This window comes from Nitrosomonas sp. Nm33, from assembly GCF_900107265.1.
In the GTDB taxonomy this organism is placed as follows: Bacteria; Pseudomonadota; Gammaproteobacteria; order Burkholderiales; family Nitrosomonadaceae; genus Nitrosomonas.
In genome coordinates, this window is record NZ_FNPJ01000014.1 from 1 (window position 1) to 25999 (window position 25999).

The following is a 25999-nucleotide window of genomic DNA, read 5'->3' on the forward strand; positions in this document are numbered from 1 at the left end:
ATCAGTAGCAAAACACCACGTCAAGTCAATACCAGAGCGAAAGCAGCCATGATGGTGGCTGTAGCGCGGCATATTGCCTGTGTTCCGGCATCGCGTCAGTATTATGACAAAAAACGCGCCGAGGGCAAAAAACACAATCAAGCAATTCGAGCTCTAGGCCGCCATTTGGTAAGGGTCATCTGGTCAATGACCAAGCAAGGGAGAAAATACGAAACTCGGTAAATAGATTACAAAAATCGCTTGAAAATTTAAATGGGATGTTCAGTCATTGTATATTGCAAAATGAACGAATTAACCGATTAATAATACTGTAATGAACATTATATTTGAGATAGATTTGCCTTTAGTGTTTCTAGCAAAAGATGATAGTGATTACCCCTAAGGCAGTAGGCATAACATAGTCAGAAAAGGTGCAAAAGGTGTCAGTCATTGCATCTTGCAGAATGAACGAATTAACTGACTAACAGTACTATAATGAACATTATATTTGAGATAGATTTTGCCTTTGTCGTTTCTAGTAAAAGATGATAGTGATATGCACTTCATGCACTATACAATGACTGATACCTTTTATGTACTTGATCATGTATGGCTCTCCTAAGTGATGACGATATTGCACGCCTCACTGCCGTACCCTGCCTAAGGCCGTCTGGGTCTGGTATATCGGCCGTGGCTGTGCCATTGCAGATCGTGCGATGCGATCTATGTATGAGCCAGCAACGTTGCGAACAACGTTTTCAAACCAAGATGGTGCCGTTGGACTAAGCACGATGGCATCTAGGAGAATATCAAGATTCACATCAACGTACAGCTCCGGCGGAGCCAGCGGCTCGGGAAATCTCTCGTTGATGAGAAGCACCCGCAGCTCTCGTTCATATTCATACCATGGCTGCTTGTGAAGGCACTGATCCACATTGGTCTGGGCGGCCGATACGACTCTGAGCTGACCGACGTCTTTTTTCTCGGTGGGGAAGTGTCCAGAACTGTCGTAGTAGGAAACCATGCCAATGTCAATTGAACGCTTGTCCGCTATGGAAGCCTTCAGGCGCTCTACTGTCGTGCGAATTGCGATTCCTTCAGCGGAAGGTGCGTACACCTGCCACATTGCGTGGGACTCAGATGAGTCATGGCGCCAACAGCAAACTGCTTGTGCCGCCATGTGCCGCATTTCAAGGTCAAGTACGTGCCTGTTGTACTTTTCCAGCTCAGCACGTTGAGTCGCATAGTGCGCCAATACTGCTTGTTGCACTTCCTCGGGCTGGCCGACTAAGGCTCCTGAGCGAGAAGGGTCTAGGGTGCTTGGGTCTGTGAGTCCAAATATCGGACTAATATTGGAATATTCATGCGGGTCAAGCATCTGCAGCTTGTCTAGTCGGCAGAAGTACAGCTGCTTGCGTTGAAGGAGGTCTACGAACTTGGAAAAGGATACGTAGCGCCATAACAGCGCCTCATCAGCGGGAACCTTCCCATGGCTTGCTCTATACATGCATTCAGGACAACGTTCTAATGCGGCCTAATAGAATTAAACGTCCGAAATGACGCAATATATTACGTCAAAAATGAAATCTAACACGGCAAATTGCATACTATCTCTTTATGTTTTATAAAATTACGTCGATTTAGTTTTCATCATAACAAAATTTGCTAGATCCACAAATATGATGAATAGATCATGATTTTTGGACCAGATACACTACAAACTGCACACCTTATACATTTCTACCAGGCAAATGCCATTTCATTTGCGATGTTGAGAATCCTACTAGCGCGCTTCGGGATCGGACTGAAAGAGTCCGAACGTATTTCCATCAGTGTCAATAAAGTATGCTTGCCAACACACGCCAGGAACCGCGAATTTCGGTAACGCGACTTGGCCACCAAGCGATGCTATTTTGTCAGCTAATGTGTCGATGTCTACCACTTCGACTGAGCACACGTATGCGTTTGTTCCACACTCCTGCGGTGGCGTCAGAGCTGGCCGATGAAGTAAACCGCCTCGAATCCCATCAGTCTCAATGCGCCAGTATGGAATCGGTATATTCTCATCCTTCGTAAACCGCCACCCGAAAATCTCTCGATAGAAGTTCACTGCAGCTTCTGGATGAGCGGATTGGATTTCAAAATATGAAATAGTATTCACAGCTTCCTCCGTGTTGGCCTAACAAGTAATTTCATTTCTAAATCAAACATGACGCGAAGGCGAGCCGCAGACAGTATGAATAATACGGCAAGGTGAAGCCGACAAAATCAGGTTTGATTTAGAAATGGAATAACTATATGGTTTTCGTATATTTTCTAAACTTTTGACATTAACATCAACAAAGTTGTTATGTTTGTCGGGCCCTTTCCAGCTGGCAATAGCAGGGAACTATGTATTCGCTCCAATCCCATTAAGGGAAAAAAATTCACCTTGCATTTACGGATAAAGTCCTTATAGCAGTTTTTAGGCTAGAAAGTGATTTTACGCAAGCCAACCATTTTTTAAGATCATTTTCTAAACCCAAAAAGTAGCATCACATCGGCTTTTAACGTCGTTCATACTGGATTCGAGTAAATTGTTAACTCAATTTGCATAAATTGTCTCCTTACGACCACATAAGAAAACTACTATAAAACATAGTATTAATTAAATTTACTAACTTTTATGTAGCTGAGCAGAGACATTCAGATTTCTTTCTTATTTTTAAAGAAAACAAAAGTAACTGATTCTCTTAGCATAAATATTTTTTGGCATAGATATTGCCTTTTGTAGAAGGAGACTAAAGAGTTTTGCTCTATAAGCAAAAAGCTAAAACTGCTTTTAGAACAATACTCTTTACTCTTTAAATTCTACAAATCCAAAAAATGGAGTCACATTTATGTCTCAAGCAAATGCTTATGAGCAATACATGCTGGAACTTATTAATGCTGAACGTGCTAAGGTTGGTGCTCAACCTCTCGCCTTCGATGGTGATCTGAATGAAGCGGCAGAAAATCATAGCAGCTGGATGATCGCAACCGACACTTTCTCTCACACAGGCGCAGGTGGATCAAGCGCTGGTGATCGTATGGGAGCAGCAGGTTACACATTCTCCGGCGCTTGGACCTGGGGAGAAAATATCGGCTGGAGGAGCACCAGCGCACCGGCTGGTCTGGTAGATGAAGTGGAGCAATTACACACCTCGTTGATGAATTCATCTGGTCATAGGGCCAATATCTTAAATGACAATTTCCGTGAAATTGGGGTTGGTCTAGAAGTTGGTCCGTACAGCAGTTACGAAGGTGCTTTCGTTACGCAAGATTTTGCCAAAACGGCAACAAATCCTTTTCTGACAGGGGTTGCATTTGATGACTTGGATGGCGATAAGCATTACGATATCAATGAAGGGTTAGGCAACTTTACTGTGAGTGCCAAAAATAATGCAACTGGCATTGTCACAACGACACAGACCAGCTCAGCTGGCGGTTATGAATTGGAGCTCGCTTCTGGAAACTATACAGTCAGTTTTGCTGGTAACGGATTTACTACAACCACTCAGCAAGTTAGCATCGGTAGCAAGAATATCAAGCAGGATCTGATTGATCCAGTCACGGGTGATAGTACGCCCGTTCCTGTACCAGCACCAACTCCCGGGCCAACACCAACTCCTGTACCAGCACCGACTCCTGAACCAGCACCAGCTTCTGAGCCAACTCCAGCTCCTGAATCAACACCAGCTCCTGTACCAGCAGCAACTTCTGAGTCAATATCAACTTCTGAGCCAACACCGACTCCTGAATCAACACCCACTACTGAACCAACACCAGCTCCTGAACCCAATACGGTCACTGATAACTCATCGAATCCGGATACGCTGGTCACTCCTCCTGACGATAATGTAATCCCAGGTTCGGGAGGAAATAATAACAATGTCGTAAATAACGATCTTACTGGTAAAGAAGGAAACGACACCTTTGGCTTTTATACATTGGGTCATTTCCAAGTGAATGATTTTACTATTGGTGAAGATTACTTATTCTTTGATTCTGGAAAATTTGGAATCAATAGTATCGAGCAACTCGTTTCATTTATTACAAATATTAATCAAACAACGGATGGTACTACTATTGAGTTTGGCCAAGATGCGTCTATTAATCTAGTTGGTATCAATTTGAATGATATTACCGCAGGTACGATTATCTTTGATCTCTGATCACCCAGGTAAAAATTAACATGTGAAACTCCTCCGTAAACAGACTACAATTTAACAGAAGTTAGATTGTGGTCTGTTCTTTTTTCTAAATTTAGACAGCATCAACACCCTGTTTCAAACTGGCTTCGATAAAATCATCCAGATCGCCATCAAGTACTGCTTGCGTGTTGCCGATTTCAACATTAGTCCGTAAATCCTTAATGCGAGATTGATCCAGCACATAGGAACGGATCTGATAACCCCATGCGATATCAGTCTTAGCATCCTCTACCGCTTGCTTGGTCTCATTACGCTTCCGCAATTCTGCCTCGTAGAGACGTGATTTCAGCATGGCCATGGCATCTGCTCTATTCCGATGCTGGGATCGACCACTTTGGCATTGCACCACGATATTGGTAGGAAGATGGGTAATCCGGACAGCCGAGTCGGTCTTATTGATATGCTGACCACCTGCTCCAGATGCTCGGAAGGTATCCACACGCAAATCTGCTGGGTTGATGTCAATCTCGATACTATCATCGACTTCCGGGTAAACGAATACACTGGCAAAAGAGGTATGACGGCGGTTACCCGAATCAAACGGTGATTTACGCACCAGGCGATGTACTCCTGTTTCGGTCCGTAAATAGCCATAGGCATAATCACCCGTCACTTTGAGCGTGGCACTTTTAATTCCTGCGATGTCGCCCGCAGACTCTTCAAGCACCTCTACTGCAAAATCGCGGCGCTCGCAATAGCGTAAATACATTCTTTCCAACATGGATGCCCAATCTTGGGCCTCTGTACCCCCTGAACCAGATTGAATATCGACAAAACAATTGCTGGGATCCATAGGATTTGAAAACATGCGGCGGAACTCCATATCCGCTACCTTCTTCTCGAGTTGCGCGACGTCAGATACAATGCTTTGCAAAGTTGCTTCGTCATTTTCTTCTTTCGCAATCTGCAGTAATTCATCGGCATCCTGTAACTGCCTGTCGATCGCCTCAAGCATCGATACCACACTTTCCAGCATTTTTTTCTCGCGCCCTAGCTCCTGAGCACGCTGAGCATCGCTCCAGACTGCTGGATCTTCTGCCTGCCGCGTGACTTCAGTCAGGCGTAGCTTCTTATTATCGAAGTCAAAGATACCTCCGCAATGATTTTTCTCGATCACTGAGATCGGCGAGGTCATGAATCAGGCTATTGAGTTGTTCTACTTCCATACGTTTACAATCCAAAATATATAATCAAAGAAATATTGTAGCGCTTATTGAGTCAATTTGCCTGATTACAAGATAAACCCAGTTCCTGACTGTATCAAGCCGACTAGATTGATACTATTAAGATTTACCAGGGTATCCGGCGCATATCCTGCCAAAGTAACAACTGTTAATTACCTTCCTCCAGCCTCTGCATCGTAAACACCAAAATTACTTAATCGAAAATTTTTGTTGTTTCTTCATATCATTAGCATCAATCTTCAAAAATTCTGGGCAAGCATAAATTTTCTAGTACAACAATAAATAATTTAGCTCTATCATATTTGGCCAAATGAGAAACGATTGTTATGATATTAAATCTGGTGTTCCTCATTGCAATGAGTTACACAATTTGATTCCAATAGTTGGGAAAGTTTGTGAAATCTGAAACAAAGCTAATCTAATAACGTTCAGTCTGAGCTAAATGTTCTCTAGCCGAAATCAAAATGCTATTGAACAACCTTAAAAAAGATAACAAAGGTGATGATGACGATAATAGAATCAAGATTCAGTCTACTTAAAACAAAAACAAATCCAGTTTATGAACTATTTACGATCAAGTTTATAGAATTGCGAACGACTAGCAAGCTACCACGTTCAAGCACTACTGGGATATTGATATTGCTGCTCGTCTTTTTATTCAGTGGCTGTTCTACTCCCACAAAAACTCCTACCTCATCAGTATCCCGGACCAAGCAAGCTGCACCCTATAAAAATAATGCATCGTACAATAGACCCTATAAAGTAGGAGGTAAAACATATTATCCAATGTCCTCAGCAGCAGGTTATCGTGAGAAAGGAATTGCTTCATGGTATGGCAAAGAATCGGGTAATCGAACTGCGATGGGTACACGTTTTAATCCGCAAGGGCTGACTGCTGCACATAAGACCCTCCCCTTGCCCACCAAAGTAAGGGTTACCAATCTTAGTAATGGCCGTACCGTCGATGTCGTTGTCAACGATCGTGGTCCTTTCAAAAGAAACAGATTAATTGACCTATCACATGGTGCGGCTAAAAAGATTGGTTTACATGGTCTTGGTCAAGTAAGGGTAGAATACCTTGAGAGTCTAGCCAGCAATCCATAACAGCCTGGTTTCACGGGAACTATCATTCAGGAGAGTTACCGCCATAGTATTGATATTTTGCCGTCTTGCTAAGACGAAATAAAATATTCATCTAAATGAAGCACATAAAAGGTATTATTCAGCTTACGGGTAGCTATTTATTTCAGGATATAAACTGCTACTTTCTAATAAGCATTACTGAAAGATTTTAAATCGAGGTTATTTAAGGAGGACACTTGGAGCGCGGATTCTTTACGATAATGGCGGCACAATTTTTTTCGTCATTAGCTGATAATGCATTATTGGTAGTAGCGATCGCGCTATTAACTGACTTGCATGCCCCCGCTTTTCTTACCCCCATGCTCAAATTCGTATTTGTGCTGTTCTATGTTATCCTGGCACCCTTTGTTGGTGCATTTGCTGATTCCATGGCTAAGGGGCGGGTCATGCTTATCAGCAACTCGATTAAAATCGTTGGCTGTGCCCTTCTGTTCCTTGCCATGCATCAGTATTTTGCGCTTGGAGCCTATGCTATAGTGGGGTTGGGTGCAGCTGCTTATTCTCCTGCAAAGTACGGCATATTGACTGAGTTGTTGCCACCGGAAAAATTGGTCATTGCCAACGGCTGGATTGAAGGATTAACTGTAGCGTCTATCGTACTTGGCACAGTGTTTGGTGGGCTTCTCATCACCCCAGCCATTTCGTCTGTCTTGCTATCGCTTGATTTTCCTTTCATTGATATAGGGCTATTAAATACACCAATAGAAGTAGCTCTTCTGCTTGTTGCAGTGTGTTATATGATTGCAGCCACTTTTAATTTATTCATACCCAATACAGGGATTGATCATCGAATACTCAGAAAGAATCCGTCATTTCTGATCCACGAATTTGCACATTGCGTCAAGTTATTATGGACCGACAAGCTTGGACAAATCTCGCTTGCTGTCACAACTTTGTTCTGGGGAGCAGGCGCCACTTTGCAGTTTATTGTTTTGAAATGGGCTGATATCGCACTTGGCTTTCCACTCAATGAAGCGGCGCAATTACAAGGTGTAGTGGCACTCGGCATTGCGCTCGGAGCGGTCTTGGCTGCTAAATTAATCACTCTGCGCGATTCAGCAAAAGTCATTCCACTCGGTATTGCCATGGGCTTAGTCGTTATGATAATGATTACTGTGCGAGATTTATGGATTGCGATTGTGTTGCTTATTTTGATCGGTAGTCTGGCTGGTTTTTTTGTGGTACCAATGAATGCCCTACTACAGCATCGCGGATATATTTTAATGGGCGCCGGTCATTCGATCGCAGTGCAGAATTTCAACGAGAATCTCAGTATTCTTGTCATGATATCGCTGTATGCGCTGCTCATCATGCTGGATGTGCATATTTATGTTGTAATTGCGCTATTTGGTTTATTTGTGGCTGTGACCATGATTCTCATCCATAAATGGCACCTGTTTAATCAAAGCAAGCAGGATTCACTTCATATGATTGGTATGCATAAAATACATTGATGATTATCATGTAATTCCATTTCCAAATCAGAAATGACGCAAGAGCGAACCACAGACAGTATAAATAATACGGCAAGGAGAAGCCGACAAAGTCAGGTTTGATCTAGAAATGGAATAACTGCTTTACCGAGAAAATCATTGCGTTAACAAGGATTGCATAGTTGCTTTGGCAAAGCATAAATCTTCCCATGCCTTGGCTTTCTCTGCGAGTGCGCGTAATAGATAGGCGGGATGATAAGTAACGATCAAAGGAATATCTGAATAATAATGTAACTTGCCACGGAGATTGGCAATACTTTCATTGGTATGCAATAAATTCTGTGCCGCAATTTTTCCTAATGCAACAATAAGCTTGGGTTTAATCAATACAATCTGTCGTGCCAGATAAGGGTGGCACTGCTCAGCCTCGCTGGGCTCAGGATTTCTATTATTAGGCGGGCGGCATTTTACGATATTGGTGATATAAACCCGATCACCGCGCTGCAATTGAATAGCCCTCAGCATATTGTCAAGCAATTTACCTGCTTGACCAACGAACGGCTCTCCTATTTCATCTTCTTTCGCACCGGGTCCTTCACCGATAAACAACCAATCGGCCTGTTCATCACCCACTCCGAACACCGTTTGCGTTCTTGACTGACAGAGCGGGCATGCCGTACAGCCAGCAACTGCAGCTTTGAGCTGCGCCCAATCCATCCTTGAAATTTGCGCTTCTCGATCATTAGTTGCTGTTATTGTGGCATTGACTACTGGAACAGACTGATCAATCGTCAAAGTCGATGGTGCTGGCTCGCTCAGAGCATTATCTCCCCTCCGACGCCAAATAGGGGTCAAACCGAGTTCTCTTAATATCTCTTTGCGTCGTTGACTCATAACTTCAGTCTCATCACCAGCGCGTCTTCACGCCCACACATGGCAGGATAATATCCTTTACGAATCGCGATTTGTTCAAAACCTAGTTGTCGGTATAAATTGGCCGCAACGCTATTGGACATGCGCACATCCAGCAATACTGCTACAGATTGCTGTTGTCCGGCAAGATCAATGAAATACTGCAGCAGCCTGCGACCCCAGCCCTGATGCTGCCATTGAGCTGAGATGCCAATCGTCAGAATATGGGCCTCATCTGGACCTATCATCATGATACCGTAACCGATAAGCAAATCATTTAACTCTATTACGCGACAGTGGTAACCTGCTGTGATCGAGTCAGCAAAATTCATCTCTGTCCAGGGAAAAAGAAAAATTTCACGTTCAATGAGAATGACACGACGCACATCCTCCAAGCGCATTTCCCGGATGTGATAGACTTCTTGCAAGGAATCACTCATCGCTCGCTTTCCTTCAAAGCCACCTTGTTTCGTATATAAACAGGAGCAGCCTCTTCGGCAGCAATGCCTAATCCTTTCATCAATTTTGGAGCAGCGAGCAGCGCAATTTCTTGAGCGTGCGGATAACACCCCAACTCAATTCGACACAAACTGTTGCTATAGAGCTGGCTTAGCAGCTCATGGTACTGATCAAAACCGCTGCCACACCCAACCCAGCAGCCCTCACCCGGAGGCTGAGGGATATGTTGGGGCAAACAGAGTATGGGTGCTTGTACAATTGACCAATCATCAGCCGCTTGAATATAAGCGGCATAATAAATTTCACCCATACGCGCATCAAGCGCTGTCATGACGTGGCTTGCACCAATTCTTTGCGCCATTGCTTCCAACGTGCTGATCCCAATAACAGGCAGATCTGTCGCAAACGCCAACCCTTGCACTATGCCACACGCTATCCGTACACCCGTAAATGATCCTGGACCGGCACCGAAAGCAAAGCCGTCTAATTGAGTCAAAGCCAGCCCGGATTCAGCCAGCATTTCCTGCAGCATCGGCAGCAGCAATTCAGTATGCTTTTGCCCAGCCAATACTTCCCTGCTCAGCGTCTCACCCTCCAGCCACAGTGCCAGTGAACAATATTCAGTAGAAGTATCAAGTGCTAGAATTTTCATTGGAAACTAAAGGAATCTTTCTGAAGAACAATGTGATACCGCATCAAACTTCTTTCAGAGGCCAGCGATCAAGTGAAACATAAACAGAGCCCTGATCGGTCTGTTTGGATTGCACCAATGTCCATTCATTGACGTGCCAGGTAATCGAAGTTGTCAAATTTGGCAAATTTTTGCATAAAGCTTTTCTTACCAAAGTAATGTGCGGAATATAGCGGCGTTTTTCAAGCGAGAAACCTGCCTGAGACAATCTATTCTGCAAATCGTTTACCAATGCAGAAAGCTCTGCAGGACATTGGCTTGGGCCAACATGAACAATGCGGTTATGCTGCCAGTATTGAATTTCATCCATAGTCAAATCAAAGCTTAATTGCTTGACTTCATTCGCTACCTGGCGCAGCGTTTCTAGTTGCTGGCTAGTTACATTCCCAATAAATACCAAGGTGAGATGGATCAGGAAGGGGTGGATTTCCCTGCCACTACAAAGGCTAGCCAGTTGGCCGGCTAGTTTACTCAGTTTTTCTTGAGCAGCGGCATCAGGCCAGACTGCAAAAAAAACTTTTATGGTCTCTTCTGGAGAAATATTTGCTTCAATCACAAATGTCGTCAGTTTTCGCGATCAAACAGATGGCTTCGGCCACAATTCCCTCTCCCCGGCCTACAAAACCCAGTTTCTCCGCAGTTTTTGCCTTGATATTAATATCGCTGGCAGACATATTCAAATCTTGGGCAATGTTAGCAACCATCGCCAGGATGTGCGGGGCCATTTTAGGTGCCTGTGCAATTATAGTTGCATCGATATTGATGACCCTGTAGCGTTTGCTGATCAACAACCGGTACACCTCACGTAATAGCACGCGGCTGTCAATATCTTTATAACGTGCATCCTTATCTGAAAAATGCTGACCGATATCGCCTAATGCAGCTGCACCGATTAATGCATCACACAGCGCATGCAGCAGTACATCCGCGTCAGAATGCCCCAATAATCCTTTCTCGTAAGGAATCGTTACCCCACCAATGATCAGATCGCGACCTTCTACCAGTTGATGCACATCAAAACCCTGGCCAACTCTTATATTCTTCACTTCGTTTCCCTTTTTTGCAAAATAAGTTCTGCTAAAGCCAAATCTTGAGGATAAGTGACTTTGAAGTTATAAGCATCGCTCAGCACCAATCTGGGACGAAACCCCAAAGCCTCGATCGCGCTGGCATCATCCGTTATAGTGGTACTATCCACTTTACCCAGCGCATCCATTAAAAGACCCAGGCGAAACATTTGCGGCGTTTGCGCTTGCCATAAACCATTTCTGGATTCTGTACACATAACACGTTGATTTGGATCAGCGCGTTTTAAGGTATCCGCGACCGGAATAGCCAATAACCCGCCAACCTCATCTACTGCCAGCACATCAATGAGTTGATCAAGCTGAGAGATAGTCAGGCAAGGACGTGCAGCATCATGCACGAGGACCCAATCATCATGACGGATAGGCGCGTCTGCTTGCATTGACTTCAATCCATTCAATACGCTGTCAGCGCGCGTTGCCCCTCCGCAATACCGCACGGCCAGTTTGTCAGAAAAGGATGACCAATCGTAATGGCCCCATTCATTATCATCCGGGGCAAGAATAACAAATACCTTGAAGATACGCGAGGAACTGCACAATGTATGCAAGGCATGATAAATCATTGGTTTACCAGCCAAAGATAAATACTGTTTTGGCAATTGATTATTCATGCGCGAACCGGAGCCTGCAGCAGGAATCAATGCGATAAATCTAGCCATGCTTGGTTTCTCAACTGGTTTAATGGGATGAAGGCTGCGCAGTATTTAAGCTCTGTTTTTTCAATTCAGAAATCAGCAATGTTTACCGCAGCGGATAGTTCATGGTCTGTTATTACTTATATGAGCTTAGTAGAGTGCTTGTTCGTAATTATCTCACATCCTTTCTTGTTTGACGCATTACAAACGCAGAGGACTCAAGTAGACGATCATTGCGCATCAATAAAAAGATGCACAATTTAAGACTGAAATAGCCTGATTTGCAAGAATTTCTATTAACGCTTTATTCTGATGATAAAAGATGCACCAATGTTCCTGCTCGGCCCGATAGATAAGGCACCATCGTACGCCTGAACAATATCCCGAACAATGGCCAAGCCGATACCATGGCCTGGCATCGCTTGATCAGCTCTGACTCCTCGTTCGAGGAGCCTGCCTATTTCTTCCTGTTTGATACCGGGACCATCGTCTTCTACTTTGAGCACGATATCATCGTGTGCATACTGGGCTGATATGGCAACCGCTTGCCGACACCATTTGAATGCGTTATCAATTAAATTCCCGAGCAGCTCCATCAAATCACCCTCATCCATCCTCAAACAAAGCTCAGGCTCAATTTCAATGACAATCTCTGGACATTTCTCGAAATGGGCGCGATTGACCGTATTAACAATTTTCTCAACAACTGGGCGTAATGCAGTCAGCCTTGTTCCAGGCGAGCTACCAGCTGTCGCAGCACGACGTAACTGATACTGAATAATGCTATCCATCTGATCGATCTGTTCATCGAGAACAGTTTGCATATTCTGTGAAAGTTTTTCAGTTCTGCTTGCACCTCGCAGAATAGTCAGAGGTGTTTTAAGGCTATGCGCTAGATCGGCTAGTGCATTGCGGTAACGCTGTTGATGTTTTCGTTCGTGTTGAATCAACGAATTGATATTGTCGGTAAGGCGTTTTAATTCGACTGGGTAGATCCCTTGCACACTTTCTTGCACTCCTGATTCAACGGCATTCAGCTCTGACGAAACCTGTCGCATCGGTCGAAGTCCCCAATGCAACACCAGCATCTGCATAATCAATAATAATAATCCCATCACCCCCAGCCAGCCCCACAAATCTCTACGATAGCTGTCTATTTGCGCTTCAAGCGAGATACTCTCCATGATCACATGAAAAGTAAGCGGATAATCACCCCCATCTGTTTCCCAGTCTACAGCAAAACTATAAATGAAGTGTGGCTCATCATTAAGCGTAATCTGCTCGAATTTTTTCTCTCCCTCTAATAGAATGGCTCGTGCCGGTATGGGGATACTCAAAGTAGAAAACGATCTCCAGATAGGGGTATTTGTCTGATCAGTAATAAATGCATAAACACCTGAATTGAGCTGCTCGAATTCAATTAAAGCCGGGAGCTCTTCTGGCATGGATAAACTACCATTGTCATCCACTTCAACCTCCCCCATCAGTAGAAAAAGCTTGCCAAGCATCCGATCTTGTAGCGCCCTCTGACCACTATCGTAAAAGGCACGATCCAGCGTCAACGCAGTACCCACAATAAAGATAAAAAGTACCAATGAGGCACTGAATAGAATACGCTGATTAAGTGATTTCATGATGATGAGGATTTGATCGCAAAGCGATAGCCACGTCCACGTAACGTTTCTATTGGGTTAAGCTTTCCGTCAGGATCAAGTTTACGGCGCAAACGTCCAATCATAACCTCTAACACATTACTATCATGATTATCATCGTGGGAATAAAGATAATCAGTAAGTGTCTGTTTTGAAATGACTTCACCCTGATGACGCATAAAATGCTCCAGTAAGCGATATTCAAAAGTAGTCAGATCAACGAGGTCATCACTTAATTTAACCGTTTGTTCGGTCATATTCAGTGTAATAGGTCCAGACTTCAACGTTGTACTCGGAATGGCAGTTGCACGACGCAGCAGTGCCTTGAGTCTGGCTTGTAATTCTTCCATTTGAAATGGCTTGGCAAGATAATCATCCGCACCCATCTCCAAACCTTTAACCTTATCTTGCCAGCTATTGCGTGCTGTAAGAATAAGTATGGGCAGCAAGCTTCCTCGCTTTCGTAAAGCAGCAATAACTTCTAGGCCAGATAAACCAGGCAAACCGATATCAACAATAGCTGCATCTAATGGATACTCACTTGCGATATACAAACCTTCCTCACCGTTATCACAAGTATCGACCATGTATCCATCCGCTTCCAGTTGCTGACTAATTTGCTTTTGCAACTTGGTTTCATCTTCAATAACTAAGATTCGCATGATGTCAATCGAGTAGCTTAAATAATCAGATATTGTGTTAAACCTAAAAACCGCAGTTGGACGGGATGGAGCGTGTGGTGATCCAGATGCGAGGCAAGGCGCGATGAAATCGCAGGGTCGCCCCCCACAACAAAGAGCAACGCCGTATTCGTGCCTGGAGAGACATACGATGCACCTTGTAGCGGCCTCACTATTCCAGTGAACAAGAAAATCTCTAAAATACCTCTATATATCATGGGATTAACTCTCCAATCAAGCGGTCAACTGCGGTTTTTAGGTTAAGTGTTTATTCAGTAAAGATCTGCAAACTTGATAATCCAGTTGGGCAGAATTGCATGGAGATACTCTCTGTTTTAATGAGTATTAATGAGTAGCGATAACCGCACCACTATTAGCGTCTATTGTCACAATGCGTACAGTTCCTCTGCTACTTAAAATCTTGACACGATAGCTATCAGACGCACGCTGGACAGATAAAAGGCGCCCTGGAATATGTTGCTGTGCAATGGTAACTGCTTGTTGTTGGGAAATTTCCGTATGCTGAGTGCTTGGTTGATAATAAGGAGAATTTTTCTGTGCAAGAGTGATCGCAGGCATAAAGAATGCAATAAAAATAGCAATCACCAAGCAATATCGATATGTCATCATTCTCTAATAGCTATAAGCCAGCCGGTGGCAGAATAACGTTTTCTACACCGGGCATGATCCTTAATAGCCTAACATAAAACGGGCATCTCCCGTGCCAATACCCAGGAAAAAGTTACCCGGTGCTACGCCATAAACGGGTGGATAATAAGGTTGGTCATAATAAATGTTCCGCGTAATGTAATGATTATGGTGATGATGCGGCCGGCCATAACCACCATATCCTGGTCCGGGGTCGTAATAATGATGTTCATGATAATCATCATAATCATCGTCATAGTCATCGTCATAGTCATCGTCATGGTCATGATGATGGTAGTAGTGGTGACCTCTTCCAGCTTCAACTACCATGGGAACCGCTAGCGCAACACTCAACAACAATGCAGCTAACAATTTTATTAGCGTATTCCTTTTAGTTCTCATCTTCATGGTATGCCTCCTTGATTATTTTTATTGATCAGAATTTCTTCTGTTGGTGATCACTTTATCCTGGAGATAATAAACACAAGCTGAACAATCAGAAAAGAATAAAAAATAGGATTTGCTATTTGCAGGAATCATGGGTACGCATGATCGCAGCACATTTGGTCAATGCTAAATAATAAAACATTATTATTTGGACTGCCCGCTGAATCTGGCGATCCTTGCCCGAATATTTCGCCAGGACGCAGAATGAGAGAGTGAAGCGTTCTGTGCGCAGATTTGCGTGTACTGCGGTCAAACTAATAACCGAGTCTATTGATGTGAAGCAGAGGCACAAAAAAAATGCCATAAAACGACCGCCTAGCGCCAGTAAAGGCCAGTCAGTGCAAGTTAGTTTTATCCATAAGATACCCTCATATCTTGATTCTTCCTTCTTTGCATTGATATAAGCGTCGGTCTGGTAAAATACTCCAGTTAATAGCCTAACATAAAACGGGCATTCCCCGTGTTAATGCCGAGGAAAAAGTTTCCCGGTACTGCGCCATAATAACCACCATAAGCGGGAGGATAATAGGGTTGGTTGTAATAAATATTCCGTGTATTGTAATGATGATGGTGGTGACGATGGTCATGATGATGGTGACGACCATGATCATGATGATGGTGGCGATGATGATGGTGATGGTGGTGGTGGCGATGATGGCCTCTGCCAGCTTCAACCACCATGGGAATCGTTAAAGCAACGCTCAATAACATTCCAGATAATAATTTTACTGGTATGCTTATTTTAGTTCTCGTTTTCATGTTACACCTCCTTAGTTGTTTTTTTATTGATCAGAATATCTTTCTATCTTTCTTCTGTTGCTGATCACTTTATACTGGGGATCATGAATACAAGCTGAACAATCTGAAAAGAAAGAAACAGAACGACAAATGCTTGTACCTTATTTTGCTTGCGTAATTAACATCAATCTTTACAGAAATGAAACGGTTCCCGCTTGCTCTTTGAAGTTCATACTTGTAATCTTTTGATCAAAGAGCTTGAAATAGTCATCTGAATAAGATGTAATCAAGGAATTATGCAGGAATGTGCTGCCTTAGCAGCTTCATCCAATAACCAGATCGAGCGGAGGGATAAAATTGAGTGACTATCGCTTTATTGTGCGCAAAGCCGCAGTACTGGGTGCAGGAGTCATGGGGGCGCAGATTGCAGCGCATTTGGTAAATGCTAACATTGAAACACTGTTATTTGAGCTGCCCGCTGAATCTGGCGATCCCAGTGCGCCAGCAGCGAAAGCAATCGAGAAACTAAAAAAACTCGAGCCTGCTCCGTTATCTATAGCTTCCAAAGCAGTTTGTATTCAATCCGCCAATTATGATCAGCATCTCGGGTTACTCACGGACTGTGATCTTGTTATCGAAGCGATCGCTGAACGTATAGATTGGAAAACCGATCTGTATACTAAGGTTGCGCCTCATCTCGGTCCGCATACCATTTTTGCGAGCAATACGTCTGGTTTATCGATTAATCAATTGGCGCAAGCCTTCCCTGAGGAATTACGTCATCACTTTTGCGGTATCCATTTTTTTAATCCACCGCGCTATATGCATTTGGTCGAAATGATTCCCTGCAAAGAGAGCGACGTCAGAATACTTGATGATCTGGAAGCATTTTTAGTGACTTATCTGGGGAAAGGAGTCATTCGTGCGAAAGATACACCTAACTTTATCGCTAACCGTGTAGGTGTGTTTTCCATGCTGGCGATTATGCATCATGCAAGAGAATTTGGCTTAGGCTTTGATCTGGTTGACAAGCTGACGGGGTCCCTCATTGGTCGCCCTAAGAGCGCCACTTTCCGCACTGCAGATGTGGTAGGACTGGATATTCTGTCACACGTCATTGATACCATGCATAAAGCACTGACCGATGATCCCTGGCATAACTATTACATCACTCCCAGTTGGTTACAAACCTTGATCGATCAAGGCGCACTCGGCCAAAAATCAGGAAAAGGAATCTATCAAAAAATTAATAAAGAAATTCAGGTACTCGATTTAGCTACAAATACTTACCGTCTTTCTGAAGATACATTGGATAGCGATGTTGAATCGCTACTCAAGCAAAAGAATCCAGTCGAAAAATTTGCAGCTTTGCGAACCAGCGAGCATCCACAAGCTCAATTTTTGTGGGCAATACATCGTGATCTGTTCCATTACTGCGCTGTACATTTGGCCACAATTGCAGATAATGCACGTGATCTTGATCTCGCGATTCGCTGGGGGTTTGGCTGGAATCAGGGGCCATTTGAAATCTGGCAAACTGCCGGTTGGAATCAGATAGCTGCCTGGATCAATGAAGATATCGCTGCAGGCAAGAGCATGAGTAACACTCTCCTCCCTGCCTGGGTCCAGGAGGCAGGACAAAATGCCGCACAAGGTGTACATACCACGCAAGGCTCCTACGCACCGCTAGCGCATGCAATGCAACCACGATCAACATTGCCGGTATATCGCAGACAAGTGTTTCCTGATCGCTTGGCGGGTGAAGAAAGGAAATACGGTGAAACCATCTTTGAAACAGATGCTGTTCGGATGTGGCATACCGGCGATGAAATTGCGATTGTCAGCTTCAAAAGTAAGATGCATACAATCGATATCGAAGTGCTCAATGGGTTACAGCAGGCAATCGAGGAGGCAGAACGTCATTGGCGTGCACTTGTGATTTGGCAAACCGACCCCCCTTTCTCGGCAGGTGCCAATCTGCAGAAAGCCAGTGAAAAACCAAAAAGCGAGGAGCCACCTTCTGCTTTTGATCAATTCATGAAGAAGGTCAAGAAAACAGCTCAATCGACCATTCTGCAGGCTGCGCGTAGCCTGGATCTGGCGGATGCTCTGATGGCTGGTAAGCTTGCGGAAGTAGAAACGCTGATCACGCGCTTTCAGCAGCTATCGCAGCATCTCCGATACTCCACGATTCCAACGGTGGCAGCTGTTGATGGGCTTGCTCTGGGAGGAGGCTGTGAGTTCGTGATGCATTGTGATCGCGCCGTAGCCACACTGGAGAGCTATATCGGTCTAGTTGAGGCAGGCGTGGGCTTATTGCCTGCCGGTGGGGGCTGCAAAGAACTGGCGTTAAGAGCAGCACGAAATGCAATAGATGGTGATCCTTTTCCCCAACTGAAACATTATTTCCAGACAGTCGCAATGGCTCAACTCGCAAAAAGTGCTGAGGGAGCAAAAGAACTAGGCTATTTACTGCCGGCTGATCCGATCATCATGAACCGTTTTGAGCTTCTTCACGCAGCGAAGATACAAGCACTTGCCCTGGCAGAATCAGGTTATCGTCCACCTTTGATACCGCGCGGAATCCCAGTTGCAGGATCTACTGGGATTGCGACAATCAAAGGAACATTAGTCAATATGCTAGAGGGGCACTTTATTTCTGAGCACGATTATCTGATCGGCAGCAAAATCGCCCATGTCATGTGTGGGGGTGACTTGACGCCGGGCAGTCTGGTTGATGAAGAGTGGTTTCTCAGGTTGGAGAGAACAGCATTCATTGAATTGCTGGCAACAGAGAAAACTCAAGCGCGTATCGCGCACACCTTGAAAACAGGGAAACCACTCAGAAATTAGTCATCGTGATTAGATCCTTATTTAAAGATTGATGGAGAAAACCATGAACAAACAAACTCAGGATGCCTATATCGTCGCTGCTGTACGCACACCCGTCGGTAAAGCCCCACGCGGAATGTTTAAAAATGTTCGCCCCGATGACATGCTTGTCCACGTCCTGCAAGCAGTGTTGAAACAATGTGAGGGACTTGATCCGGCTGCAATCGAAGATGTGATCGTCGGTTGTGCCATGCCGGAGGCGGAACAAGGAATCAATGTAGCGCGTGTGGCATTGTTGCTGGCTGGATTGCCCAATAGCGTATCAGGCATGACAGTCAATCGCTTTTGTGCGTCCGGGTTGCAGACAGTTGCATTGGCTGCAGACCGTATTCGCCTGGGGGAAGCGGATGTGATGATTGCGGGTGGTACTGAAAGCATGAGCATGATACCAATGATGGGCAATAAGGTTGCCTTGAATCCAGCTATGTTCATGCACGATGAAAATGTAGCTATTGCATATGGAATGGGTATCACCGGCGAGAAAGTGGCTCAGCGATGGAAAGTCTCTCGTGAACAGCAGGATGAGTTTGCGTTGATGAGCCACACACGAGCCTTGAAAGCAATCGAAACGGGCGAATTCAAACAGGAAATTGCTCCCTACCCGATCGAAGAAAAAAAACCGGATTTAACTTCACACGAAGTCATAACTGTGAAATCTGTGAAAGACACCGATGAAGGACCTCGCGCCGATACCAGTTTAGAAGCGCTTGCAAAATTGAAATCAGTCTTTGCAGCCGGCGGCTCGGTCACGGCAGGAAATAGTTCACAAATGTCAGATGGTGCAGGTGCAGTAGTGCTCATGAGCGCAACCGCATTACAACGCTTCAATTTAGAGCCAATTGGGCGGTTTATTGGATATACAGTAGCAGGCGTTCCACCCGAAATAATGGGAATTGGTCCAACCAAGGCGATTCCCAAGGTACTGAAACAAGTTGGTATGAAACTGGAAGATCTTGACTGGATTGAACTGAATGAAGCATTTGCTGCACAGAGCCTCGCTGTTATCAATGAGTTAGGACTGGATCGAGTCAAAGTGAATCCCCTGGGAGGGGCTATTGCACTGGGTCATCCACTTGGCGCAACGGGCGCAATCCGCGTCGCGACGCTGCTGCACGGCTTACGTCGACATCACCTGAAATATGGCATGATTACAATGTGTGTAGGCAGCGGGATGGGAGCAGCTGGAATATTTGAAGCATTATAAACCAGCCTGATTAGGTTGACGTTTTTTTGAGTCATTCCATTTCCAAATCAAACATGACGCAAGAGCGAGCCGCAGACAGTATAAATAATACGGCAAGGTGAAGCCGACAATGTCAGGTTTGATTTAGAAATGAAATATAAAGTCGAAGAAATTTATTTTGCTAATACGAGAACGTATTCATTTTTTGTAATTTCGCTTTTTTCTGAATGAATTCTACTCTATGAACGTATCCTCCTACAGCTTCTGCGACTCGTCTAAATTCAACAGCAGGAATATCTTGAGGAACGATAAATACTTGACTAGCACCTGATCTGAAATAAACTAGAACTCTCATAATATTTCTCCCTGTAGTTCGTTTTTGTTTAATTCAATATTCCTTCTTTGGGAAAAACCCCCGAATCTTCTCCTTAACGCCAAGATGAATAATGGTTTTTACCGTATCAATCGGAATTGAATGAGCAGGACGTTCAGACACTACTTCTAAAAGGAATTTGATGGTCTCAGACATGAAGGCTTGCAGTTTGCTCAAGCGGCTCACCCCCATGGTATGTGATAATAGTGCTTCATCTCGCGCCCCATCTGGTAATCCTTTTTGTCTTATAAAAACAGTGATATCCAGCGATACAGCTCAGAATATTAAATCACTGATTCCATCCAGGTAAATTGCCAAATATTAATAATTAAAGACTATATTAAAATTGAAAATAATTAAATACGTGCAAATACGTAAAGGCTAATTTTTAATTAAAATCAAAGTCTGAAAAATCAATACTAATATACGATTTATTTCAATAATCTGTCTAAGACTTTATCAAAAAATGGGGAACATTTGTGATGTTTGTGAGTCTCATAATGATAACAATATCAATATTGACGCCCAGCCCCATCCAAGCTAGGAAAATAGCTCACAAAATCCTTGATAATACCTGTATCTGGATAGACGCGCTCACTGTAGTGTCTTGTCGGTCACTATCTTATTAGCTATAGAGAGTAGGCGCTGCCGGTAATTGATTTTGGTCGCACCTCAAAATTATCGACTAAACGCTTAGTAATATAGTGATTACCTATCTATTTTAAATAAGTCATAACTTACATAATAATCAGTTGCTTACTCTAATGACTTCCTTTAGATCTTTTAGAAACACCAAGCTATAGAAAATCTGGATTTAATGGAGTAATCATCAAATGAGTAATAATTGAATTAACTCCCAGTAGATGGGATGGGCTGGTAAAATATGATGTAATTTAGCAGCTAGACACGAAGTTCATTTGGTGTCTGCTGCCTGGCAGTAATAAAAGCCCAAATTTTAGAGTAACGATTAAATCCAAGTTCTTAATAATCCACATCTTTTCCCATACTTTATGGCTCAATATGTTTTGATCATGAATCGTGTAAATAAGGTTGTTCCACCTAAACGCACGATTCTTAAAGATATTTCACTCAGTTTCTTTCCCGGCGCAAAAATAGGATTACTGGGGTTAAATGGCTCAGGTAAATCGACGTTATTAAAAATCATGGCTGGTGCAGACAAGGATTTTGAAGGTGAAGTCACGCCAATGCCTCATCTCAAGATTGGACATTTACCGCAGGAACCACAGCTTAATCCGGAACAGACTATACGTGAAGCAGTCCAGGAAGGATTAGGTGATATATTCAGCGCTCAGCAGAAACTGGAAGAAATTTACGCGACTTATGCTGAACCGGATGCAGATTTTGATGCGCTGGCTGCAGAGCAGACACGACTGGAAGCCATCCTTGCAACAAGTGGGGGTGATACTGCTCAGCAAATGGAAGTAGCCGCTGATGCGCTGCGTCTCCCTGAATGGGATGCTGTCATAAAGAATCTTTCAGGTGGTGAGAAACGACGTGTAGCACTGTGCAGGCTGCTGTTATCAAAACCGGACATGTTATTGCTGGATGAACCTACCAACCACCTGGATGCTGAATCTGTGGAGTGGCTGGAGCAATTTCTGGTGCGTTTTCCTGGTACAGTCGTAGCCGTGACGCACGATCGTTACTTCCTGGACAATGCCGCCGAATGGATACTGGAACTCGATCGCGGTCAGGGCATTCCCTGGAAAGGCAATTATTCAAGCTGGTTAGAGCAGAAAGAAGTTCGCCTCAAACAGGAAGAATCTTCCGAATCTGCCCGGCAGAAAGCGCTCAAAAAGGAACTGGAGTGGGTACGACAAAATCCCAAGGGACGACAGGCCAAATCCAAGGCGCGGATTGCCCGTTTTGAAGAGCTCAACTCTCAGGAATATCAAAAACGCAACGAAACACAGGAAATCTTTATCCCGGTGGCCGATAGACTGGGTAACGAAGTCATTGAATTTACCAATGTCTCCAAAGCATTTGGCGATCAATTGTTAATTGATAATTTGAGCTTCAAAATACCACCCGGTGCCATTGTCGGTATCATCGGTCCCAATGGTGCAGGTAAATCAACCTTATTTCGCATGATTATCGGTCGTGAACAACCGGATACGGGTGAGATTAAAATCGGCGAAACAGTCAAATTTGCTTACGTCGATCAGTCGCGTGATATCCTCGATAGCAACAAAACTGTCTTTGAAGCTGTGTCAGATGGGAACGATATCTTCACTGTCGGCAAATATGAAACGCCATCTCGTGCTTACATTGGTCGCTTCAATTTCAAAGGACCAGACCAGCAAAAAATGGTAGGACAGCTTTCCGGGGGCGAACGGGGGCGGTTACACTTAGCCAAGACATTGATTTCTGGCGGCAACGTGCTGCTGCTCGACGAGCCATCCAATGACCTCGACGTGGAAACACTGCGGGCATTGGAAGATGCACTGTTGGAATTTGCAGGTTGCGTACTGGTCATTTCGCACGACCGCTGGTTTCTGGATCGTATTGCGACGCATATTCTGGCATTTGAAGGTAATTCCCAGGTCACCTTCTATGCCGGTAATTATCAGGAATATGAAGCAGATAAACGTCAGCGACTGGGTGAAGAAGGCGCCAAACCGAAACGGATCAGATATAAACCGATCACACGCTAACTAAATCACTGGCTACGGTTATTAAGAAAATGCCCCATGCACTCAAAATCTGGACGTTGCTTACCGGAAACATCCGCTATGAGAAAATCATTTCAACGCGTAATCGTGGCCATGGACAGTGGATTGAAGCGCCTATTCTGGCTTATCTGATAGAAACACCCAATGGGCGTATCTTGTATGACGCAGGGTGCGACTACCGGAAATTGGCTAACCCCGCTCTTCGTACACGCTATTTTACTTCAATCCACTCTACTGTAGAAACGCCCAGGATGCAGGCAGACCAACGTGTTCCCCACTATCTTGAACGATTAGGCTTAACGCCTGCCGATATTGATTTAGTATTTATCAGTCATCTGCATTTCGATCACGCAGGCGGTTTGTGTGATCTGCCTGGATGTGAGGTTCACATTCATCAGGATGAGCTGACAGCGGCCCGGACAGGGCTAGATAGCGGAGTATTTGCAGATGAACTGGCTAACTCGGATCAATGGTACTTACAAACGGATGAATACGAAGTAGCTCCAGGAGTAGAGGCCATTACTACGCCCGGTCACACTGCAGGGCACATGTCGCTGTTCATACACTTGCCCAAAGGCCGTCCGGTCATTCTCTGTGGTGATGCAGCCGATCTGAATGAAAATCTGACTGATGAGATTGCGCCTGGCTGCTGCTGGCAGGATAACGTAGAGCAAGCACTCTCCAGTATTCGTAAGCTTAAATCACTTGCTCTCATCGAGAATGCGCAGCTATGGCCCAACCACGACCTTGCATTTTTCAAAACTTTACCTGAATTTCCGCAATGGCACGACTGATACGGACCTGGCAACTACCATCACCCGCTTATCCATTACCACTTTATGATCTTGATAATGCTCCAATATCAGCTTATTTAACAGTCAATTTGTTTTAAAATAGTGCACCTACCCCAAAAAGATGCAAATGTAATTCCATTTTATAAATCAAACATGACACAAGAGCGGGCCGCAGACAGTATTCATAATACGGCAAGGAGAAGCCAACAAAATCAGGTTTGATTTAGAAACAGAGTAAGTTTTTATCCTTGATTATCCTGCTTTCTTTATAATTTTAATCAGTCGATCTTCATCTTTAGCAATAAATAAATGAATATGCACAATAAAATCCCACGCGTTGGTTTCGTTTCACTTGGCTGCCCCAAGGCAACCGTTGATTCCGAGCGCATCCTGACACGTTTGCGGACAGAAGGTTATCTTATCTCACCCAACTACGAAGATTCAGATCTGGTTGTGGTCAATACTTGTGGTTTTATCGACAGTGCCATTGCTGAATCACTCGATGCTATTGGCGAGGCGCTCACCGAAAACGGTAAAGTCATTGTCACCGGTTGTCTTGGCGCGAAAGGGGATATTGTGAAGCAGGCACATCCCAATGTACTGTCTGTCACGGGTCCGCAGGCAACCGATGAGGTCATGGAGGCCATTCATACGTATTTACCCAAATTGCACGATCCTTATGTTGATCTGGTACCGCCACAGGGGATAAGGCTGACACCCAAACATTATGCCTATGTAAAAATTTCCGAGGGCTGTAACCATCGCTGTACCTTTTGCATTATTCCCAGTATGCGCGGCAATCTTGTCAGTCGCCCGGTAGGCGATATCATGCAGGAAGCGCAGAACCTGGTGGATGCTGGTGTCAAGGAATTACTCGTCATTTCACAGGATACCAGCGCCTATGGCGTTGATCTGAAATACCGCAGCGGCTTCTGGAAAGGTAAATTTGTTAAAACACGCATCACTGAACTTGCTCAAACTATGGGAGAACTAGGTGTATGGGTACGCCTGCATTATGTCTACCCCTATCCCCATGTCGATGAACTCATTCCGCTGATGGCAGAAGGTAAGATAGTTCCCTATCTGGATATCCCCTTTCAGCATGCAAATGCACGTATTTTAAAGCTTATGAAACGCCCTGCTGATAGTGAGGATGTGCTTGCCCGTATCCAACAATGGCGCAAAATCTCCCCTGACATCACGCTGCGGAGTACGTTTATCGTTGGTTTCCCGGGGGAGACAGAACAAGAATTTGAAGAACTACTGGATTTTCTTAAGGCAGCTCAACTGGATCGAGTCGGTGCATTCATGTATTCGCCAGTTGACGGTGCAGTCGCCAATAGTTTACCCAATCATATTCCGCCTGAATTGCAGCAAGAACGTTTAGCGCGCTTGATGACGTTACAGGAAAAAATCAGCGCACAACGGCTTGCACAGAAGGTAGGCAAGACTATACAGGTGCTGGTTGATGAGGTCGATGAGCAAGGTGCAGTCGCACGCAGTCATGCTGATGCACCGGAAATCGATGGGCTGGTCTATGTTGAAAACGGGCATTCACTACAACAAGGTGACGTAGTAAAAGTACGTATCACACATTCTGACGAACATGATCTTTGGGCGGAAACTATATGATCGATCAACTCTAGCCGTTATCTATGCTAAAGGAGGACAATTTGGAACTTATCTTGTGGCGCCATGCAGAAGCAGAAGATGGATTCCCCGACACTGCACGCAAACTGACTGAGAAAGGATTAAAGCAGGCTCACAATATGGCTCAATGGCTCAAACCTAGACTACCTAAAAACACACGCATCATGGTCAGTCCCGCAAAACGAGCTCAACAGACTGCTTTGGCACTGAGCAATCATTTTGAAACTACGCAGGAAGTAGGAACCAGCACCACTGCCGATAGAATACTTGCCGCTGCTAACTGGCCCTACGAGGAAAGTTCAATTCTGGTAGTTGGTCATCAGCCCACTTTGGGAAATGTTGCTGCTTCATTGATCTGCCAAAACCACGCCGGCTTTAGCATCAAAAAAGGAGCAATCTGGTGGTTTAGCTATAAACAAAGCGCCGATACTGAAAATACCATCCTGCGTGCCGTTATTTCTCCCGATATGGTGTAAACATAACAATACATTCT

At 44.4% G+C, this 25999-nt stretch carries 25 protein-coding genes and 1 pseudogene; 10 read left to right on the forward strand and 16 right to left on the reverse strand.

Going from position 1 to position 25999, the window contains the following annotated elements:
- Window positions 1–222: pseudogene (locus BLV54_RS04745) on the forward strand (IS110 family transposase); the annotation flags it as partial.
- 400 nt (window positions 223–622) lie between these two features.
- Here BLV54_RS04745 and BLV54_RS04750 read toward each other — a convergent pair.
- Together BLV54_RS04750 and BLV54_RS04755 are read right to left on the reverse strand one after the other, a co-directional pair.
- On the reverse strand, window positions 623–1357 hold the full coding sequence (locus BLV54_RS04750) for a DUF2971 domain-containing protein (RefSeq protein ID WP_176969676.1): 735 nt from the start codon (window positions 1355–1357) through the stop codon (window positions 623–625).
- 405 nt (window positions 1358–1762) lie between these two features.
- Window positions 1763–2140, reverse strand: coding sequence for a VOC family protein (locus tag BLV54_RS04755; RefSeq protein WP_090568521.1), 378 nt, complete (start codon window positions 2138–2140; stop codon window positions 1763–1765).
- Between the two features lie 718 nt (window positions 2141–2858).
- On the opposite strand from BLV54_RS04755, the gene BLV54_RS17090 reads away from it, so the two are divergent.
- Window positions 2859–4172, forward strand: coding sequence for a CAP domain-containing protein (locus tag BLV54_RS17090; protein ID WP_090568525.1), 1314 nt, complete (start codon window positions 2859–2861; stop codon window positions 4170–4172).
- Window positions 4173–4263: 91 nt separating this feature from the next.
- Here the strand turns inward: BLV54_RS17090 and prfB are convergent.
- Window positions 4264–5377 (reverse strand): peptide chain release factor 2 gene (prfB, locus tag BLV54_RS04765; protein WP_143032419.1). Its coding sequence is split into 2 segments (ribosomal slippage): window positions 4264–5295 and window positions 5297–5377, totalling 1113 coding nucleotides; the frame shifts between segments, so codons are not numbered across the junction.
- A 519-nt stretch (window positions 5378–5896) separates the two neighbouring features.
- Between prfB and BLV54_RS04770 the strand changes: the two genes are divergently transcribed.
- Both BLV54_RS04770 and lplT read left to right on the forward strand, forming a co-directional pair.
- The gene (locus tag BLV54_RS04770; RefSeq protein ID WP_256329133.1) at window positions 5897–6499 is read left to right on the forward strand and encodes a septal ring lytic transglycosylase RlpA family protein; all 603 of its coding nucleotides are present in this window, start codon (window positions 5897–5899) and stop codon (window positions 6497–6499) included.
- A 215-nt stretch (window positions 6500–6714) separates the two neighbouring features.
- Window positions 6715–7992 (forward strand): lysophospholipid transporter LplT, encoded by a 1278-nt coding sequence (gene lplT, locus BLV54_RS04775; protein WP_090568533.1) that lies wholly within the window; start codon window positions 6715–6717, stop codon window positions 7990–7992.
- 135 nt (window positions 7993–8127) lie between these two features.
- On the opposite strand, the gene BLV54_RS04780 is transcribed toward lplT, so the two are convergent.
- The 12 genes from BLV54_RS04780 to BLV54_RS04830 all read right to left on the reverse strand — a co-directional run bounded on the left by BLV54_RS04780 (window position 8128) and on the right by BLV54_RS04830 (window position 15942).
- Complete coding sequence (locus BLV54_RS04780; RefSeq protein ID WP_090568536.1) at window positions 8128–8865, reverse strand: uracil-DNA glycosylase; 738 nt, start codon at window positions 8863–8865, stop codon at window positions 8128–8130.
- Complete coding sequence (gene rimI, locus BLV54_RS04785) at window positions 8862–9323, reverse strand: ribosomal protein S18-alanine N-acetyltransferase (protein ID WP_090568539.1); 462 nt, start codon at window positions 9321–9323, stop codon at window positions 8862–8864. Before rimI ends, BLV54_RS04780 begins: the two co-directional genes overlap by 4 nt.
- Entirely contained in the window at window positions 9320–9994 is a 675-nt protein-coding gene (tsaB, locus tag BLV54_RS04790) for a tRNA (adenosine(37)-N6)-threonylcarbamoyltransferase complex dimerization subunit type 1 TsaB (RefSeq protein ID WP_090568542.1), read from the reverse strand. The genes rimI and tsaB overlap by 4 nt, the downstream gene beginning before the upstream one ends.
- A gap of 43 nt (window positions 9995–10037) precedes the next feature.
- Window positions 10038–10589 (reverse strand): RNA 2',3'-cyclic phosphodiesterase, encoded by a 552-nt coding sequence (gene thpR, locus BLV54_RS04795; protein ID WP_090568545.1) that lies wholly within the window; start codon window positions 10587–10589, stop codon window positions 10038–10040.
- Window positions 10582–11079, reverse strand: coding sequence for a 2-C-methyl-D-erythritol 2,4-cyclodiphosphate synthase (gene ispF / locus BLV54_RS04800; RefSeq protein WP_090568548.1), 498 nt, complete (start codon window positions 11077–11079; stop codon window positions 10582–10584). The genes thpR and ispF overlap by 8 nt, the downstream gene beginning before the upstream one ends.
- Entirely contained in the window at window positions 11076–11780 is a 705-nt protein-coding gene (ispD, locus tag BLV54_RS04805) for a 2-C-methyl-D-erythritol 4-phosphate cytidylyltransferase (protein WP_090568550.1), read from the reverse strand. The genes ispF and ispD overlap by 4 nt, the downstream gene beginning before the upstream one ends.
- 272 nt (window positions 11781–12052) lie before the next feature.
- Window positions 12053–13390 (reverse strand): ATP-binding protein, encoded by a 1338-nt coding sequence (locus BLV54_RS04810; RefSeq protein ID WP_090568553.1) that lies wholly within the window; start codon window positions 13388–13390, stop codon window positions 12053–12055.
- Window positions 13387–14070, reverse strand: coding sequence for a response regulator transcription factor (locus BLV54_RS04815; RefSeq protein ID WP_090568555.1), 684 nt, complete (start codon window positions 14068–14070; stop codon window positions 13387–13389). The genes BLV54_RS04810 and BLV54_RS04815 overlap by 4 nt, the downstream gene beginning before the upstream one ends.
- A 17-nt stretch (window positions 14071–14087) precedes the next feature.
- On the reverse strand, window positions 14088–14306 hold the full coding sequence (locus BLV54_RS15445; RefSeq protein WP_143032420.1) for a hypothetical protein: 219 nt from the start codon (window positions 14304–14306) through the stop codon (window positions 14088–14090).
- 127 nt (window positions 14307–14433) lie between these two features.
- Window positions 14434–14718, reverse strand: a complete 285-nt coding sequence (locus BLV54_RS04820) for a PepSY domain-containing protein (RefSeq protein WP_090568558.1) — start codon at window positions 14716–14718, stop codon at window positions 14434–14436.
- A gap of 60 nt (window positions 14719–14778) precedes the next feature.
- Window positions 14779–15144 (reverse strand): hypothetical protein, encoded by a 366-nt coding sequence (locus BLV54_RS04825; protein ID WP_090568561.1) that lies wholly within the window; start codon window positions 15142–15144, stop codon window positions 14779–14781.
- Between the two features lie 468 nt (window positions 15145–15612).
- Window positions 15613–15942, reverse strand: a complete 330-nt coding sequence (locus BLV54_RS04830; protein WP_090568564.1) for a hypothetical protein — start codon at window positions 15940–15942, stop codon at window positions 15613–15615.
- Window positions 15943–16278: 336 nt separating this feature from the next.
- On the opposite strand from BLV54_RS04830, the gene BLV54_RS04835 reads away from it, so the two are divergent.
- Together BLV54_RS04835 and BLV54_RS04840 are read left to right on the forward strand one after the other, a co-directional pair.
- Complete coding sequence (locus tag BLV54_RS04835; protein WP_090568567.1) at window positions 16279–18774, forward strand: 3-hydroxyacyl-CoA dehydrogenase/enoyl-CoA hydratase family protein; 2496 nt, start codon at window positions 16279–16281, stop codon at window positions 18772–18774.
- 43 nt (window positions 18775–18817) lie between these two features.
- Window positions 18818–20017 (forward strand): acetyl-CoA C-acyltransferase, encoded by a 1200-nt coding sequence (locus BLV54_RS04840; RefSeq protein WP_090568569.1) that lies wholly within the window; start codon window positions 18818–18820, stop codon window positions 20015–20017.
- A gap of 367 nt (window positions 20018–20384) precedes the next feature.
- Here BLV54_RS04840 and BLV54_RS15965 read toward each other — a convergent pair whose 3' ends face one another.
- Entirely contained in the window at window positions 20385–20546 is a 162-nt protein-coding gene (locus tag BLV54_RS15965) for a hypothetical protein (RefSeq protein WP_176969677.1), read from the reverse strand.
- Between the two features lie 833 nt (window positions 20547–21379).
- Between BLV54_RS15965 and ettA the strand changes: the two genes are divergently transcribed.
- From ettA to sixA, 4 genes are all read left to right on the forward strand, one after another.
- Entirely contained in the window at window positions 21380–23044 is a 1665-nt protein-coding gene (gene ettA / locus BLV54_RS04845) for an energy-dependent translational throttle protein EttA (protein ID WP_090568572.1), read from the forward strand.
- Between the two features lie 29 nt (window positions 23045–23073).
- Window positions 23074–23856, forward strand: coding sequence for an N-acyl homoserine lactonase family protein (locus tag BLV54_RS04850; protein ID WP_090568575.1), 783 nt, complete (start codon window positions 23074–23076; stop codon window positions 23854–23856).
- 315 nt (window positions 23857–24171) lie between these two features.
- Window positions 24172–25488, forward strand: a complete 1317-nt coding sequence (gene rimO, locus BLV54_RS04855) for a 30S ribosomal protein S12 methylthiotransferase RimO (RefSeq protein ID WP_090568641.1) — start codon at window positions 24172–24174, stop codon at window positions 25486–25488.
- A 41-nt stretch (window positions 25489–25529) separates the two neighbouring features.
- Window positions 25530–25982 (forward strand): phosphohistidine phosphatase SixA, encoded by a 453-nt coding sequence (gene sixA, locus BLV54_RS04860; RefSeq protein WP_090568578.1) that lies wholly within the window; start codon window positions 25530–25532, stop codon window positions 25980–25982.
- Window positions 25983–25999 lie beyond the last annotated feature (17 nt).

Bases quoted from the DNA above. Each gene is read 5' to 3' on its own strand.
- BLV54_RS04780 (WP_090568536.1), bottom strand. From the start codon at position 8,865: ATGAGTCAACGACGCAAAGAGATATTAAGAGAACTCGGTTTGACCCCT.
- BLV54_RS04840 (WP_090568569.1), top strand. From the start codon at position 18,818: ATGAACAAACAAACTCAGGATGCCTATATCGTCGCTGCTGTACGCACA.
- tsaB (WP_090568542.1), bottom strand. From the start codon at position 9,994: ATGAAAATTCTAGCACTTGATACTTCTACTGAATATTGTTCACTGGCA.
- BLV54_RS04820 (WP_090568558.1), bottom strand. From the start codon at position 14,718: ATGATGACATATCGATATTGCTTGGTGATTGCTATTTTTATTGCATTC.
- BLV54_RS04815 (WP_090568555.1), bottom strand. From the start codon at position 14,070: ATGCGAATCTTAGTTATTGAAGATGAAACCAAGTTGCAAAAGCAAATT.
- BLV54_RS04750 (WP_176969676.1), bottom strand. From the start codon at position 1,357: ATGCTTGACCCGCATGAATATTCCAATATTAGTCCGATATTTGGACTC.
- BLV54_RS04770 (WP_256329133.1), top strand. From the start codon at position 5,897: ATGATGACGATAATAGAATCAAGATTCAGTCTACTTAAAACAAAAACA.
- BLV54_RS04810 (WP_090568553.1), bottom strand. From the start codon at position 13,390: ATGAAATCACTTAATCAGCGTATTCTATTCAGTGCCTCATTGGTACTT.
- ettA (WP_090568572.1), top strand. From the start codon at position 21,380: ATGGCTCAATATGTTTTGATCATGAATCGTGTAAATAAGGTTGTTCCA.
- ispD (WP_090568550.1), bottom strand. From the start codon at position 11,780: ATGGCTAGATTTATCGCATTGATTCCTGCTGCAGGCTCCGGTTCGCGC.
- rimI (WP_090568539.1), bottom strand. From the start codon at position 9,323: ATGAGTGATTCCTTGCAAGAAGTCTATCACATCCGGGAAATGCGCTTG.
- BLV54_RS17090 (WP_090568525.1), top strand. From the start codon at position 2,859: ATGTCTCAAGCAAATGCTTATGAGCAATACATGCTGGAACTTATTAAT.
- BLV54_RS04825 (WP_090568561.1), bottom strand. From the start codon at position 15,144: ATGAAGATGAGAACTAAAAGGAATACGCTAATAAAATTGTTAGCTGCA.
- rimO (WP_090568641.1), top strand. From the start codon at position 24,172: ATGCACAATAAAATCCCACGCGTTGGTTTCGTTTCACTTGGCTGCCCC.
- BLV54_RS04850 (WP_090568575.1), top strand. From the start codon at position 23,074: ATGCCCCATGCACTCAAAATCTGGACGTTGCTTACCGGAAACATCCGC.
- BLV54_RS15445 (WP_143032420.1), bottom strand. From the start codon at position 14,306: ATGATATATAGAGGTATTTTAGAGATTTTCTTGTTCACTGGAATAGTG.
- BLV54_RS04830 (WP_090568564.1), bottom strand. From the start codon at position 15,942: ATGAAAACGAGAACTAAAATAAGCATACCAGTAAAATTATTATCTGGA.